The organism is Halomonas flagellata (assembly GCF_022487945.1).
GTDB lineage: Bacteria > Pseudomonadota > Gammaproteobacteria > Pseudomonadales > Halomonadaceae > Halomonas > Halomonas flagellata.
Genome location: NZ_JAKVPY010000009.1, coordinates 135,349 through 150,666, shown reverse-complemented (window position 1 = coordinate 150,666; position 15,318 = coordinate 135,349). Strand labels below are relative to the sequence as shown.

10 protein-coding genes are annotated in these 15,318 nt (G+C 68.5%); 7 read left to right on the top strand and 3 right to left on the bottom strand.

Annotation, left to right across the window (positions count from 1 at the left end):
* Positions 1–47: 47 nt before the first annotated feature.
* From MKP05_RS09805 to rsd, 4 genes are all read left to right on the top strand, one after another.
* Positions 48–2,396: a Tex family protein gene (locus tag MKP05_RS09805; protein ID WP_240568124.1), complete on the top strand. Its 2,349-nt coding sequence runs from the start codon at positions 48–50 to the stop codon at positions 2,394–2,396.
* 369 nt (positions 2,397–2,765) lie between these two features.
* Positions 2,766–4,391: a glutamate--cysteine ligase gene (gshA, locus tag MKP05_RS09800; protein ID WP_240568156.1), complete on the top strand. Its 1,626-nt coding sequence runs from the start codon at positions 2,766–2,768 to the stop codon at positions 4,389–4,391.
* Entirely contained in the window at positions 4,388–4,933 is a 546-nt protein-coding gene (locus MKP05_RS09795; protein ID WP_338072350.1) for a disulfide bond formation protein B, read from the top strand. The genes gshA and MKP05_RS09795 overlap by 4 nt, the downstream gene beginning before the upstream one ends.
* 250 nt (positions 4,934–5,183) lie before the next feature.
* Complete coding sequence (gene rsd, locus MKP05_RS09790; RefSeq protein ID WP_240568123.1) at positions 5,184–5,690, top strand: sigma D regulator; 507 nt, start codon at positions 5,184–5,186, stop codon at positions 5,688–5,690.
* Between the two features lie 122 nt (positions 5,691–5,812).
* Here rsd and MKP05_RS09785 read toward each other — a convergent pair whose 3' ends face one another.
* Both MKP05_RS09785 and MKP05_RS09780 read right to left on the bottom strand, forming a co-directional pair.
* The gene (locus tag MKP05_RS09785; RefSeq protein WP_240568122.1) at positions 5,813–8,869 is read right to left on the bottom strand and encodes an efflux RND transporter permease subunit; all 3,057 of its coding nucleotides are present in this window, start codon (positions 8,867–8,869) and stop codon (positions 5,813–5,815) included.
* 1 nt (position 8,870) lies between these two features.
* A complete protein-coding gene (locus MKP05_RS09780; protein ID WP_240568121.1) occupies positions 8,871–10,028 on the bottom strand; it encodes an efflux RND transporter periplasmic adaptor subunit in 1,158 nt (385 codons plus the stop codon).
* 254 nt (positions 10,029–10,282) lie between these two features.
* On the opposite strand from MKP05_RS09780, the gene MKP05_RS09775 reads away from it, so the two are divergent.
* The gene (locus MKP05_RS09775) at positions 10,283–11,257 is read left to right on the top strand and encodes a malate dehydrogenase (RefSeq protein WP_240568120.1); all 975 of its coding nucleotides are present in this window, start codon (positions 10,283–10,285) and stop codon (positions 11,255–11,257) included.
* A 195-nt stretch (positions 11,258–11,452) separates the two neighbouring features.
* On the opposite strand, the gene MKP05_RS09770 is transcribed toward MKP05_RS09775, so the two are convergent.
* Complete coding sequence (locus MKP05_RS09770) at positions 11,453–12,109, bottom strand: histidinol-phosphatase (RefSeq protein ID WP_240568119.1); 657 nt, start codon at positions 12,107–12,109, stop codon at positions 11,453–11,455.
* Positions 12,110–12,283: 174 nt separating this feature from the next.
* On the opposite strand from MKP05_RS09770, the gene MKP05_RS09765 reads away from it, so the two are divergent.
* Entirely contained in the window at positions 12,284–12,775 is a 492-nt protein-coding gene (locus tag MKP05_RS09765; RefSeq protein ID WP_110282810.1) for an RNA pyrophosphohydrolase, read from the top strand.
* Positions 12,776–12,861: 86 nt separating this feature from the next.
* Positions 12,862–15,120 (top strand): phosphoenolpyruvate--protein phosphotransferase, encoded by a 2,259-nt coding sequence (gene ptsP, locus MKP05_RS09760; RefSeq protein WP_240568118.1) that lies wholly within the window; start codon positions 12,862–12,864, stop codon positions 15,118–15,120.
* The last annotated feature ends 198 nt before the right edge of the window (positions 15,121–15,318 follow it).

Genomic DNA, 15,318 nt, shown 5'->3' with positions numbered 1-15,318 from the left:
GTGGTACCTTGTCGCGATTCGTTCTCGTGCATCAGCGAAGGGGTTACATGGACGCCACCAACCGCATCATCACGCGCCTCGCCGAGGAGCTAGCCGTTCGCCCGCAGCAGGTCACGGCCACCGTGGAACTGCTCGACGGCGGGGCCACCGTGCCCTTCATCGCCCGCTACCGCAAGGAAGTCACCGGGAGCCTCGACGACACCCAGCTGCGCACCCTCCACGAGCGCCTGGGCTACCTGCGCGAGCTGGAGGAGCGCCGGGTCGCCGTGCTCGCCGCCATCGACGAGCAGGGCAAGCTCACCGACGAGCTCGCCGGCCTGATCCAGGCCGCCGACACCAAGCAGCGCCTCGAAGACCTCTACCTGCCCTACAAGAAGAAGCGGCGCACCAAGGCGCAGATCGCCCGCGAGGCAGGCCTCGAGCCGCTGGCCGATGCCTTGCTGGCCGACCCGACCCTCGACCCCGGGACCGAGGCCGCGAACTACCTGCGCCCGGCGGAGGGCGACACCCCGGCCGTCGAGGACGCCAAGGCGGCACTCGACGGCGCCCGCCAGATCCTGATGGAGCGCTTCGCCGAGGACGCCGAGCTGGTGGGCCGGCTGCGCGAGCGGCTGTGGGACGAGGGCGAGCTCAGCGCTCGGGTCATCGGTGGCAAGGAGCGCGAGGGCGCCAAGTTCTCCGACTACTTCGAGCACGACGAGAAGCTCGCCAAGGCCCCGTCGCACCGGGCGCTGGCGATGTTCCGCGGCCGCAACGAGGGCGTGCTGACCCTGGCCATCCGCCTGCCCGGCGAGGAGGAGGCCCCGATCCATCCGGCCCAGGTGGCCATCGCCAGGCACTTCGATATCCGCGACCAGGGCCGCGCCGCCGACAAGTGGCTCGCCGACGTGGTGCGCTGGACCTGGCGGGTCAAGCTCTACACGCACCTCGAGACCGAGCTGCTGGGTCGGCTGCGCGAGCGCGCCGAGCAGGAGGCGATCGAGGTCTTCGCCGCCAACCTCAAGGACCTGCTGCTGGCCGCCCCGGCCGGGCCCCGGGCGACCCTGGCCATCGACCCTGGCCTGCGCACCGGCTGCAAGGTGGCGGTGGTCGATGCCACCGGCCAGTTCCTCGAGCACGCCACCATCTATCCCCATGCACCCCGCAACGCCTGGGACGCCTCCCTGGCCGAGCTGGCCAGGCTGGTGGAACGGCACGACGTGGCGCTGATCGCGGTGGGCAACGGCACCGCCAGCCGCGAGACCGACCGGCTCGCCGGCGACCTGGTCAAGGCCTTCGCCGGCCGGCGCGCGCTCTCGAAAGTGATGGTCAGCGAGGCCGGCGCCTCGGTCTACTCCGCCTCGGAGTACGCCTCCCGGGAGCTGCCCGACCTCGACGTCACCATCCGTGGAGCGGTCTCCATCGCCCGCCGCCTGCAGGATCCGCTGGCCGAACTGGTCAAGATCGAGCCCAAGTCGATCGGCGTGGGCCAGTACCAGCACGATGTCTCCCAGCTGCAGCTGTCGCGCAGCCTGGAGGCGGTGATCGAGGACTGCGTCAATGCCGTGGGGGTGGATCTCAACATGGCCTCGAGCGCGCTGCTCTCGCGGGTCGCCGGCCTCAACCCGGGCCTGGCCGAGAACATCGTCGCCCGGCGCAACGCCGAGGGCGCCTTCACCAGCCGCAAGCAGCTGCTCAAGGTGAGCCGGCTGGGGCCCCGGACCTTCGAGCAGTGCGCGGGTTTTCTGCGCATCATGAACGGCGACAATCCGCTGGATGCCAGCGCCGTGCACCCCGAGGCCTACCCGCTGGTGGAGCGCATCGCCAAGCACAACGGCCGGGAGCTCGCCGGCCTGATCGGCGACAGCGCCACCCTCAAGGCGGTCAAGCCCGCCGATTTCGCCGACGAGCGCTTCGGCGTGCCCACCGTCAGCGATATCCTCGCCGAGCTCGACAAGCCGGGCCGCGACCCGCGCCCCGAGTTCAAGGCCGCCGAGTTCCGCGAGGGCGTCGAGACGCTCAAGGACCTCGAGCCGGGCATGGTGCTCGAGGGCAGTGTCACCAACGTCACCCACTTCGGCGCCTTCGTCGACATCGGCGTCCACCAGGATGGCCTGGTGCATATCTCGGCGCTCTCCGAGAGGTTCGTCGAGGACCCCCGCTCGGTGGTCAAGGCCGGTGACATCGTCAAGGTCAAGGTGATGAGCGTGGACCTGGAGCGTGCACGCATCGGGCTCTCCATGCGCCTCGACGACCAGCCCGGCGAGCTGGATGGTGGCAAGCCGCGCCGCGGCGGTGGCGACGAGCGCCGTCGCGGCCAGGGCAAGGCGTCGCGCAAGGGAGGGCAGCCGGCGGAGCCGGCCGGTCAGGTGGGCGCCCTGGGGGCGGCGCTGCTCGAGGCCAAGCGCAAGCGCTAGCGTGACGGGCTGCGAGCCACGAGCCACGAGCAACACTGCTGCCCGAAGCCCGAAGCCCGAAGCCACTCTCGATAGTTCGCCGAAGCCCGAAGCCCGAAGCCCGAAGCCCGAAGCCCGAAGCCCGAAGCCCGAAGCCCGAAGCCCGAAGCCCGAAGCCCGAAGCCCGAAGCCACTCTCGATAGTTCGCCGAAGCCCGAAGCCACTCTCGGTAGTTCGCCGAAGCCCGAAGCCCGAGATTCGAAGCAGGCTAACCTTGAATCGCCGCCTGTCGGCACCATAATCTGACGTTTCATGGGTGCCCGGCAGGCCGTCGGGCACCCGCAACGATTGCGAACCGTGAAGCGCGCCCCTCCGGCCGGCTTCCACGACATGGGGTGTATTCTCTTGTCCGACACACTCGCTACCCTCATCGAGCGTCTCAAGGAACCCGCCCGACGGGGGCTGATCGGTCGCCTGCGCCGCGGCATCGAAAAGGAGGGGTTGCGCGTCGACGAGGCGGGGCGCATCGCGTCCACGCCGCACCCGGCCGCCCTGGGGTCCAAGCTCACCCATCCGCACATCACCACCGACTATTCCGAGGCGCTGCTGGAATACATCACCCCGGTCTACAGTCGACCGAGCGATGCCATGGAGTTCCTCGCCGACCTGCACCGCTTCAGCTATCGCCACCTGGGCAGCGAACTGATCTGGCCGGCCAGCATGCCGGCCAGGCTCGACGGCAACGACAGCGTGACCATCGCCGACTATGGCGACTCCAACGTGGGCACCATGAAGCACGTCTACCGCAAGGGACTCGACGTGCGCTATGGACGGATCATGCAGGCGATCGCCGGGGTGCACTACAATGTCTCGCTGCCCGACGACCTCTGGCAGCAGCTGCGCGAGCTCGATGGTGCCGGTGGCACGCCGATGAACGACTACCGCTCGGCGCGCTACTTCGGGCTGATCCGCAACTTCCGTCGCCACAGCTGGCTGCTGCTCTACCTGTTCGGTGCCTCGCCGGCCCTGGACCGCAGCTTCCTGGCCGGCGGCGAGGTGCCCGACAGGTTCGAGGCCCAGGGTGACGAGACCCTGGTCTCGCTCCACGCCACCAGCCTGCGCATGTCCGACCTGGGTTACCAGAACAAGGTCCAGGCCCAGCTGAAGATCTGTTTCAACTCGCTCGCCAACTATGTCAATACCCTGCGCCATGCGATCTCCACCCCCTGGCCGGCCTACCAGGCCCTGGGCGTGCACGAGAACGGCGAGTGGCGCCAGCTCAACGCCAATATCCTGCAGATCGAGAACGAGTACTACAGCGACATCCGCCCCAAGCGGGTCGCACGCCACGACGAGACCCCCAGCCAGGCCCTGGAGGCCCGCGGGGTGGAGTACATCGAGGTGCGCTGCCTCGACCTCAATCCGCTGCTGACCCTGGGCATCGACGAGGCACAGATCCACTTCCTCGATGCCTTCCTGATGTGGTGCCTGTTCTCCGAGAGCCCCTGGATCCCCGACGAGGAGTGCGACCGCCTCGACGATAACCGTCGCCTGGTCGTCGAGCGCGGCCGCGACCCCGAGCTGCGCCTGACCCACCATGGCCGGCAGCGCTCGATCGCCGACTGGGGAGACGAGATCCTCGGCGAGGTCGGCCAGGTCGCCGACCTGCTCGACCTGCTGGAGGAGGGCCGTCCCCATCGCGAGGCGGTGGCCGCCATGCGGCCGCGGCTCGACCACCCGTCGCTGACCCCGTCCGGCATGCTGCTCGACCGCCTGCGCGAGCGCGGCGAGGAGTTCAGCGACGCCATGCTGGCGATCGCCCGGGAGCAGGGCGAGCGGCTGCGCGAGGAGCCCCTGGACCCCGCCCGCCAGGCGCTGTTCGATCAGCTGGTCGAGACCTCTCACCAGCAGCAGAGCGATATAGAGGCCGCCGACGTCGAGGGCTTCGACGACTTCCTGGCCCACTACTTCACCCGTGCCCGGGAGTCCCGGCTGAGCAACGAGGACGCCTCGTGACCCAAGTACTCTCTCGTCTTTCCGTTCGCCAGTGGAGCCTGGCGGGGCTCGCCTTCTGTGTGCTGATGATGGCCGTGGCCCTGGGGCTGGAGCACCTCGGCGGGCTCGAGCCCTGCCCCCTGTGCATCTTCCAGCGGGTGGCGGTGTTGTCCGCCGCCACGGTATTCATGGTCGCCGCCATCCACAACCCCAGGGGCCGGCTCGGCGCCGGCCTCTACGGGGGGCTGTCGCTGGCCGCGGTGGCCGGCGGCATCACCGTGGCCTGGCGCCATCTCTGGCTGCAGTCGCTGCCCGCCGACGAGGTGCCCAGCTGCGGTCCCGGGCTCGACTACATGATGGATATCCTGCCGCTGCGCGACGTGGTGTCCATGGTGCTCTCGGGCTCCGGCGAGTGTGCCGAGATCGACTTCCTGCTGCTCGGCATCTCGCTGCCCGGCTGGACCCTGATCGGTTTCCTGGTGCTGGCGCTGGCCCCGCTGGGGCTGCTGCTCACCGCCTTTCGGGAACGGCAGCGGGCGGATGCGCCGGTCGAGTCGCCATGACGAGGTTGCTATGACAACGGCATCGGATCGATAAATTCGACTCGAAATCCGTATTTCTCGCGACGATCGGGCATGAGTGACACCCGAACGTGAGCCCTGCGTTAGAACGTGAGCCCTGCGTTAGAGAGAACCGGCCGGCAGGCGGATCTCCTCGAGCAACGGGATTGACAGCGGCCCCGGCAGGGGTGAGTCTGTGGACTCGACGGCCGGGCGGATGACGCCATCGGCATCATCGAGCAAGGGAGGCCCCATGCTGGAAGACTGCAAGACCGCGCTTGAGCGCTGGGGTGGCGTGCACGACCTGATCGACCGCTGGCTCGACGAGCGTCGCGAACTGCTGGTCAACTTCCTCGAACTCAAGGAAGCCTGCGATGCCGAGCTGGAAGCGGTGAGCAAGTCGCGCATCGACGCCTTCAGCGAGCTATTGATGGACTACATCAGTGCCGGCCACTTCGAGATCTACCCCCAGTTGCGTGAAGAGGCCAGGGCCTTCGACGACGACGAGGCACTGGGAATCGCCGACCGGTTGCTGGAGCGCCTGGAGATGTCCACCGAGCTGGTTCTCGCCTTCGATGCCGACTACGAGAGCCCGATGCGCTGCCAGCAGAACCTGACGCGACTCCCGGCCTGGATCGATCGCCTGGTCAAGGGGCTCACCGAGCGCTTCATGCTGGAGGATCAACTGATCGCCCGCCTGCATGCGGCCCATGCCCCCGATGCCGCCCGTGAAGAGGCCAGGGCGCAGACCCGGGTCTGACCCGGCTCCGCCGGGAGCTGTAAGCCATAAGCTTGAAGCTTGAAGAAATACACCCCCATAGCAGTGCTGCGGGGGTGTTTGCTATGGGATGCGGCAAGCTTATGCTGCCTTCCAGCTTCCAGCTACCGGTGAAACCGGGCGCCCAGCACCAGCATGCAGGGGGTGAGCAGCAGCGTCAGCCCGGTGGCGAAGGTCAGGCCGCCGGCGATGGCGCTGGAGAGCTGGGTCCACCACTGGGTCGAGGGCGCGCCGAAGCCGAGGCTGGGGGCGAACAGGTTGACGTTGACCTCTAGCACCATGGGCATCAGCCCCAGCACCGTGGTGACGGCGGTGAGCAGCACCGGGCGCAGGCGCAGCCCGCCGGCCTCCAGCGCCGCCTCGGCGGGAGCGAGCCCCTCGCCACGCAGCTGGTTGTAGGTGTCGATCAGTATGATGTTGTTGTTCACCACGATGCCGGCCAGGGCGATGATGCCCATGCCCACCATGACGATGCCGAAGGGCTGGGCGTTGACCAGCAGGCCCAGCAGCACCCCGGCGGTGGAGAAGACGATGGCCGAGAGCACCAGCGCCGCCTGGTAGAAGCTGTTGAACTGAGTGACCAGGATCAGCGCCATCAGCGCCACGGCCACCAGGAAGGCGGTGATCAGGAAGCGGCTCGCCTCCTCCTGCTCCTCCTGCTCGCCGGCCACGTTGACGATCACTCCCTCGCGGGGCGGGACGGCGGCCTCGAGCAGGGCATGCAGCCGCTCGTCGGGTCGGTAGCCCTCCTCCACGTCGGCCTCCAGGGTGATCGCCCGGCGCCCGTCGATGCGGTGCAGGGTGCCCACCTTGGGCGCCGGCTCCAGGGTCACGAAGTGGGAGATCGGCACCTGCCCCCGGACGGTGTTCAGGGTCAGCCGCCCGAGCTGGTCCAGCGAACGGTGGCTCTCGGGCAGGCGCACCCGGATGTCCACCTCGTCGTTGATCCCGGCGGGACGATAGCTGGCCACCTGCAGACCGGTGGTGATCAGCTGCACGGCGCTGCCCACCGTGGCCACGTCGGTGCCGAAGCGCGCCGCGGCCTCGCGGTCCACCATCACCCGCCATTCCACCCCGGGCAGGCTACGGTTGTCCTCGATGTCGCGGAAGCCGCCCAGCTCGATCATCCGCCGGCGCAGCTCGTCCACGGTGCGGTCGATCAAGGCATCGTCGTGGCTACTCACCTCCAGCACGATGGGCTTGCCCGCCCCGGGGCCCGCCTCCTGCTCGCGGAACTCCAGCCGGATGCCCGGCAGGTCGGCGGTGCGCCCGGCCATGTCGGCCAGTATCGCGCTGGCCGGGCGACGCTGCTGCCAGTCGATCAGTTGGAACTGCAGCACGCCGATGACGTCGCTGCCGATCTGCTCGTCGGGGGTCGCGAAGGAGCGGGCGTAGATCGCCTCGACCTCGCTCATGCCGGCGAGCCTCGCCTCCACCCGCTGTACCACCGCATCCTTCTCGATTGCCGAGAAGTCGCCGCGGGCATGCACCAGCACCTGGGCGCTGTCGGGCTCGACGCTGGGGAAGAACTCGACACCGTGATTGAAGCGGGCGTAGGCGGTGTAGATCAGTCCCATCAGCAGCAGGGCGCCGAGCAGGGTCCAACCGGGCCTGGTCAGCAGCCGGGCCAGCAGGCCGCGGTAGAGGCGCCCGCCCAGGGTGACCATCTCCTCGGCGCTTACCGTCCGCGAGGCGCGGGCGCCGAAGACGCCGCCCAGAGTGGGCAGGAAGATCAACGACATGGCCAGGGAGGCGAGCAGGGAGAGGATCACCGTGGTCGGCAGGTACTTCATGAACTCGCCCACCACGCCGGGCCAGAACAGCAGCGGCACGAAGACCGCCAGCGTGGTGGCGATGGAGGCGGTCACCGGCCAGCTCATGCGCGCGGCGGCGTTGACCCAGGCCTGTCGCGGCGCCTGGCCCTGGCGAAGGTGGCGGTCGGCCAGCTCGCTGACCACGATGGCACCGTCCACCAGCATGCCCGCCACCAGGATCAGCGAGAACAGCACCACGATGTTGAGGGTGTAGCCGATGGCCCAGATAAGCAGGATGCCGGTGAGGAAGGCGCCGGGGATGGTCAGGCCCACCATCAGCGCGTTGCGCACGCCGATGGCGGCCAGGATCACGATCAGTACCAGGACCACCGCGGTCAGCACGTTGTTGAGCAGCTCATCGAGCAACTGCTCGACCAGCGTGGACTGGTCCATGATGGTGGTGATCTCCAGTGCCTCGGGGAGCAGGTCCGAGCCCTGCTCGAGCCGCTCGCGCACCCGGGCGATGGTGGCGATGAGATTGGCCCCGGTGCGCTTGGTAATTTCCAGCACCAGTGCCGGCTGATCGTCGATGCGCGCGAAGCCCTCGGGATCCTTGAAGGTGGGGTGGATCCAGGCCACGTCGCCGAAGGTCACCACCCGGTCGCCGTCGACCTTCACCGGCATGGCCATCACGTCCTCGAGGCGCTCGATCACCCCGGGCACCTTGAGCGCCACGCGGCCGGCACCCGTGTCCAGGCTGCCCGCCGCCACCAGGCGGTTATTGCGGCTGACCTGGTTGAACAGGGTGTCGAAGTCGACGCCGTAGCTGTCGAGCACCAGGGGATCGACGACGATCTCCAGCAGATCCTCGCGTTCGCCGCCGATGTCGACCTCGAGCACCTCGGCGATGCCCTCGAGCTCCTCCTCGAGCCGGCGGGCCAGGGCCAGTTGCCGAGTCTGCTCCAGGGGGCCGGAGAGGCCGATCGAGAGCACCGGGAAGAGCGCCACGTTGATCTCCCTCACCCGCGGCTCGTCTGCCTCGCTCGGCAGCTCGCTCCTGGCGATATCGACCTGCTCGCGCACATCGGTGAGGGCCTGGTCGGGGTCGAAGCCGGCATCGAACTCCAGCATCACCGAGGCGTGGCCCTCGCTGGACTGGGAGGTCACCTTGCGTACCCCCTCGATGCCGCGCAGCTCCTGCTCCATGGGCCGTATCAGCAGGCGCTCGCCGTCTTCCGGGCTCACTCCCTCCAGGGTCATGGAGACGTAGATCAGCGGGATGGGGACGTCCGGATTGGCCTCCTTGGGCACCGCCTGCCAGGCGGTCATCCCCGCCAGCAGCAGCGCCACCAGCAGCATCAGGGTCGTGCGCCAGCGATCCAGCGCCGCCTCGATCAGCCTGCGCATCTCAACGCGACTCTTCGTCGGAGGACTCGAGGGACGAGGCGCCGGGCAGGGCGCTGCCAGGGAAGGCAGCCTCGGCGGGCGCATCGACCTCGGAGGGGACCGGGGTGACCCGCTCGCCCGGGGCGACGAAGCCGCCGCCCAGGGTGATCAGACGCACCCGCTCGGGCAGGCCGGCCACCCGGGCCTCGCCGGCGTCGGCGTCCACCAGGGTGACGCGCCGGCGCACCACCCGATCCTCCTCGTCCAGGATCTTGACCGCTAGCCGGCCCGCCTCGTCGAGCTCGAGCAGGGCCGGCGAGAGGCGGTGGACCCGGCGCACCGGCAGGGTGACGATCAGGCTGGCGCTGGCGCCGGCCAGGCGGCGCCGTGCGGGATTGTCCGCCGCCACCTCGATGCGGAAGCTGCGGGTGCTCTCGTCGGCGCGGCTGGCCACATGGGTCAGTTCCCCGGTGAGTCGCGAGCCGTCGAGCGGGCGCAGCTCGGCGTCCAGGCCCGGCGTGAGGCCCTGGGCCTCACGCTGCGGGACCCAGCCGCTGGCGACCAGGCGACTGTCGTCCACCAGGCGGCCCCAGCTATCGCCGACCTGCAGCAGGTCGCCGGGCTCCACGTCGAGGCGGTCGAGCACGCCGTCGAAAGGGGCGGCGGGGCGAGTCTCGTCGAGCTGGCGGCGCAGCGCGGCCAGCTCGGCCACGGCTCGGGCGGCGCCACTGTGCAGGCGCAGGTAGTCGATATTGGAGATCAGGTCGCGTCGGCGCAGCTCATCGGCCCCGGCCAGCTCCGCCCTGGCCAGGGCGAGCTCCGCCTCGGCCTGCTCGAGCCGCTCGGGCAGCTCGTCCCTGGCGATTTCGAGCAGCACCTCGCCACGCGCCACCCGACTGCCCAGGGCCACGGGCAGGGTCGACACCCGCCCGGCCTGGCGCGCGCGCAGCTCCAGCTCGCGATGGGCCTCGAGCTGGCCCTGCACCACGAGTCGCGGCGCATGGTCCTCGGCCAGGCGCTCCACCACTTCGACGCGCGGCGGTTCGGAGACCTCGGCCTCGCCGGCGGGGGGCGCGGTGTCGCGGAACCGCTCGAAGTCGCCCAGGGCGAGCCACAGCAGCAGCACCAGCACCAGGCCGATGGCCAGGAGCACGGAAAGCGGGGGGCGAGGGCGAGACATTCGGACCTTCCCTGGTTCGGCACGATGTTCGGGGGGCGAGGGCGTGGGCAATCGACACAGGATAGCGCAGTGGCGGCGAGGGTGTCTCGAGTCGGGGACACGCCTTGGCGCTGGGGCCTCCTAGTCGCAGGTCGAATTGAGTTTTATGCACTGCAGGCATACCATCTTGGCGGTTCGAATCCCGGGTGGGCACCGCTCCCGCCCGGCTCATTCGCATGGCGACAACCCGCGCGTTGACAACCCAAGGAGCCACCATGAAAGACCCCGTCCGTATTGCCATCACCGGTGCCGCAGGCAACATCAGCTACTCGCTGGCCTTCCGCATCGCCTCCGGCGACATGCTGGGCAAGGACCAGCCGGTCATCCTGCAACTGCTCGAGATCACGCCGGCTCTGGAGGCCCTCAACGGCGTGGTGATGGAGCTCAACGACTGCGCCTTCCCGCTGGTGCAGGACATCGTCGCCACCGACGACGCCAACGTCGCCTTCAAGGATGCCGACTACGCCTTGCTGGTCGGTGCCCGTCCGCGCGGCCCGGGCATGGAGCGCAAGGACCTGCTGGAAGCCAATGCGGCGATCTTCTCCGTCCAGGGCAAGGCGCTCAACGACAACGCCAGCCGCGACGTCAAGGTCCTGGTGGTGGGCAACCCGGCCAACACCAACGCCCTGATCGCCTCCTGCAACGCGCCGGACCTGGACCCGGGCCAGTTCACCGCCATGACCCGCCTGGACCACAATCGCGCCCTGGCCCAGCTGGCCCAGAAGACCGGCAAGCACGTCACCGACGTGGAAGGCATGATCATCTGGGGCAACCACAGCGCCACCCAGTATCCCGACATCGCCCACTGCAAGGTGGCCGGCACGCCCGCCGCCGAACTGGTCGAGCGCGACTGGTACGAGAACACCTTCATCCCCGACGTGCAGCAGCGCGGCGCCGCCATCATCAAGGCGCGCGGGGCCTCCTCCGCCGCTTCCGCCGCTTCCTCGGCGATCGACCACATGCGTGACTGGGCGCTGGGCAGCAACGGCATCGTCAGCATGGCGATCCCGGCCGACGGCAGCTACGGCATCGAGCCGGGCATCATCTACTCCTACCCGGTGGTGTGCCAGAACGGTGCCTACGAGATCGTCCAGGGCCTCGAGCTCGACGACTTCAGCAAGCAGAAGATGAAGGCCACCGAAGACGAGCTGCGCCAGGAGCGTGCCGCCGTCGAGCACCTGCTGGGCTGATCGCCCTTCGGGCGAAGCTACGGGCTGCGAGCCTCGAGCTTTGAGCGACAAGAACCCCGCCAGGCTGTGCCTGGCGGGGTTCTCTTATTGAGCTAAAAGGGCCGGAATACGCTGATCGCCCGCAGCCCGCAGCCCGCAGCCCGCAGCCCGCAGCCCGCAGCCCGCAGCCCGCAGCCCGCAGCCCGCAGCTGCCGGCTAGTCCCGCAGGCTGATGATCTTCCAGCCCTTTTGCTCGGCCACCTCGCGCAGGGTGGGGTCCGGATCCACCGCCACCGGGTGCTCCACCAGCTCGAGTAGCGCCAGGTCGTTGTGGGAGTCGCTGTAGAACCAGGCGTCGTCCAGGGTCAGCTCCTTGTCGGCCAGCCAGGCCTCCAGGCGCTCGACCTTGCCTTCCCGATAGCTGGGGGTGCCGCTCACCTTGCCGGTGTAGCGGCCGTCGACGATCTCCGGCTCCACGGCGATAAGGTTGTCCACTCCCAGGCGTTCGGCGATGGGGCCGGTGATGAAGCGATTGGTGGCGGTGATGATCAACAGGGTGTCGCCGCGGGCACGGTGGCGTGCCACCAGCTCCTCGCCCCTGGGCAGGATGTGCGGCTCGATCTTGCTGGCCATGAACTGCTGGTGCCAGGCGGCGAGCTGCTCGGGGCTGTGCTCCGCCAGGGGCTTCAGGGCCACCTCGAGAAAGGCGTGGATGTCCAGGGTCCCGGCCTCGTAGTCGGCCAGGAAGCGATCATTGGCTTCCCGGTAGGCCACCGGATCCACGGCGCCCTGCTCCAGCAGGAACTCGCCCCAGGCATGGTCGCTGTCGATCGACAGCAGCGTATTGTCCAGGTCGAAGATGGCCAGGCTCACGGCAACTCCTCATTGATTATCAACAAGTCGGTATGGGGTCAGATGCGAAGGCTGGCGATTATGGCAGAACCGCTCCTCGGCTGCGAGCCGTCGGCATGCGACGCAGAGTGTATTGATGCGCTTCATGGCCTTGTGGAAGAATGGTTCCAATTGTGGATTCATAAGGTGAAGCCCGTGATCGACGCTGACGGCTTTCGCCCCAATGTTGGCATCATCATCGCCAACGAACAGGGGCAGCTGCTTTGGGCGCGTCGGGTAGGGCAGAATGCGTGGCAGTTTCCCCAGGGAGGCATCAAGGCGAACGAGACACCGCAACAGGCACTTTTTCGCGAGCTGTACGAGGAAATCGGCCTCACCGCCGATGACGTCGAGGTCCTTGCCTGCACCCGGGGCTGGCTGCGCTACCGCCTGCCGCGACGCATGATTCGCACCAACTCACGGCCGGTCTGCATCGGCCAGAAGCAGAAGTGGTTCCTGCTGCGGATTCGCTGCCAGGAGAATCGGATCTGCATGGATGGCTCCCCCAAGCCGGAATTCGACGGCTGGCGCTGGGTCAGTTACTGGTACCCCCTAGGGCAGGTGGTACCCTTCAAGAGAGAAGTCTACCGGCGTGCCCTGCGGGAGCTATCCCCGCGGGCCCAACGGCTGGCTCTCGGCCACGGTTAGGAACACCGTGGCGGCGGCCGGGTCTGACAGGGTCAGTGAACTCCCGGCGAGGCAAGAGAGAACAACGAATGGACACCAGGACGCCAATGCTCGAGGTTTTGCGCCGCATCATCCAGGAGGTCAACGGGGCTCGCAACCTGGACGTGGCCCTGTCCACCATGGTGCGCCGCATCCGCAAGGCGATGCACACCGATGTCTGTTCCTTCTATCTTCATGATGCCGAACTCGGCCAACTGGTGCTGATGGAGACCATCGGCCTGCGCACCCAGGCGGTGGGGCAGGTGACCCTGCCACAGGGCGAGGGGCTGGTGGGCCTGGTGGCGAGCCGCGAGGAGCCGCTCAACCTGGAGGATGCCCAGGCGCATCCGCACTTCCGCTACTTCGAGGCCACCGGTGAGGAGCGCTATTCCAGCTTCCTCGGGGTGCCGATCATCCACCAGCGCCGCACGCTCGGCGTGCTGGTCGTGCAGCAGGCCGAGAAGCGCCGCTACGACGAGGAGGACGAGGCCTTCCTGGTCACCATGGCGGCACAGCTGGCCGGGGTGTTGGCCCACGCCCTGGCCACCGGCAGCTTCACCCGGCCGAGCCTCGATGGCCAGGCCATGTTCACCGGGGTGGCCGCCTCGCCGGGGATGGCCATCGGCGAGGTGGTGGTGATCGCCCCGCCCGCCGACCTGAACAGCGTGCCGGACCTGATACCCGCCGACGTCGACTACGAGGTCACCCGGCTCCGGGAGGCCATCGACCGGGTGCGCGAGGAGATCCGCTCCGCCGGGGAGCGCCTGGCCAGCCGCATCTCGGCCCAGGAGCTGGCGCTGTTCGAGGTCTACCAGCAGATGCTGGGCGAGGCGGCGCTCTCCCAGGAGGTGGTGAAGCGTATCCGCGAGGGGCAGTGGGCCCCCGGCGCACTGGCCGACGTGGTGCGACGTCACGTGCAGTACCTCGAGCGGGTCGATGACGACTATCTCCGTGAGCGGGCCGCCGATGTGCGCGATCTCGGGCGCCGGGTGCTGGCCCACCTCCAGGAGGAGACGCCCCAGACCCCCGACGTCTATCCGGACAGTACCATCCTGGTGGGTGACGAGATCAGCGTGGCAATGCTCGGCGAGGTGCCGCGAGACAAGCTGGCCGGGCTGGTCTCGGTGCGCGGCTCGAGCACCTCCCACGTGGCGATCATCGCCCGGGCCATGGGCCTTCCCACAGTGCTCGGCATGGTCGACCTGCCGCTGTCGCGGCTGGGGGGCGCCCGGGTGGTGCTGGATGGCCACCGGGGGCGGCTCTTCGTGCGCCCCACGGCCGAGCTGGAAAGCCATTACCAGAGCCTGATCGACGAGGAGCGGGCCCTGGCCGAGGTGCTCGAGCACGAGCAGGATCTGCCGAGCCGCACGCCGGACGACTACGACATGCCGCTGATGGTCAATACCGGCCTGGCGGTGGAGGCCGCGGCGTCGCTGAAGAACCGCATCAGCGGGGTGGGGCTCTATCGCACCGAGGTGCCGTTCATGATCACCGAGCGCTTCCCCGGCGAGCAGGAGCAGACCCGGCTCTACCGCAAGCAGCTCGAGAGCTTCGCGCCCTTGCCGGTGGTGATGCGCACCCTGGATATCGGCGGCGACAAGGACCTGCCCTATTTTCCCATCGAGGAGGCCAATCCCTTCCTCGGCTGGCGCGGCATCCGCGTCACCCTGGACCACCCCGAGGTGCTGATGGTGCAGCTGCGTGCCATGCTGCGCGCCTCCGTGGGGCTCGACAACCTTCAGGTGCTACTGCCGATGGTGACCAATGTCGACGAGGTCGACGACGCCCTGAAGCTGCTCGATCGGGCCATCATCGAGCTGGGCGAGGAGGGGGTCGAGGTCAACCGGCCCAGGGTGGGGGTGATGCTGGAGGTGCCGGCGACGCTCTACCAGCTCGACGCCCTGGCCGAGCGCGTCGACTTCTTCTCGGTGGGCAGCAACGACCTGACCCAGTACCTGCTGGCGGTGGATCGCAACAATCCACGGGTCGCCGAACTCTATGATGCCTGCCATCCCGCCGTGCTGTCGGCCATGGCACGACTGGCCAAGGAGTCGGCCGCGCTGCGGATGCCGATCTCGGTGTGCGGCGAGCTGGCCGGCGACCCGGCCGGGGCCCTGCTGCTGATGGGCATGGGCTTCAACTCGCTGTCGATGAACGCCCCGAGCCTGCCCCGGGTGCGGGCCGCCATTCGCCGGGTATCCCTGAAGGCCGCTCGCCAGCTGGTCGAGGAGACCCTGCGCCTGGACACCCCCGCGGCGGTGCGTCGCCACCTGAGCGCGCAACTGGGCGAGTGGCAGCTGGCACACCTGCTGCCGCCGAGGGATTGACCGGGCTTCGCCCGGAGCTTGAAGCCGTAAGCCTGAAGCTGGAAAGAAAGGGCTTGACACCTTGGGCGGGAAATTCAGGCTGCTTCGAGCTTCGAGCTTCGAGCTTCGAGCTTCGAGCTTCGAGCTTCGAGCTTCGAGCTTCGAGCTTCGAGCTTCGAGCTTCGAGCTTCGAGCTTCGAGCTTCGAGCTTCGAGCTTC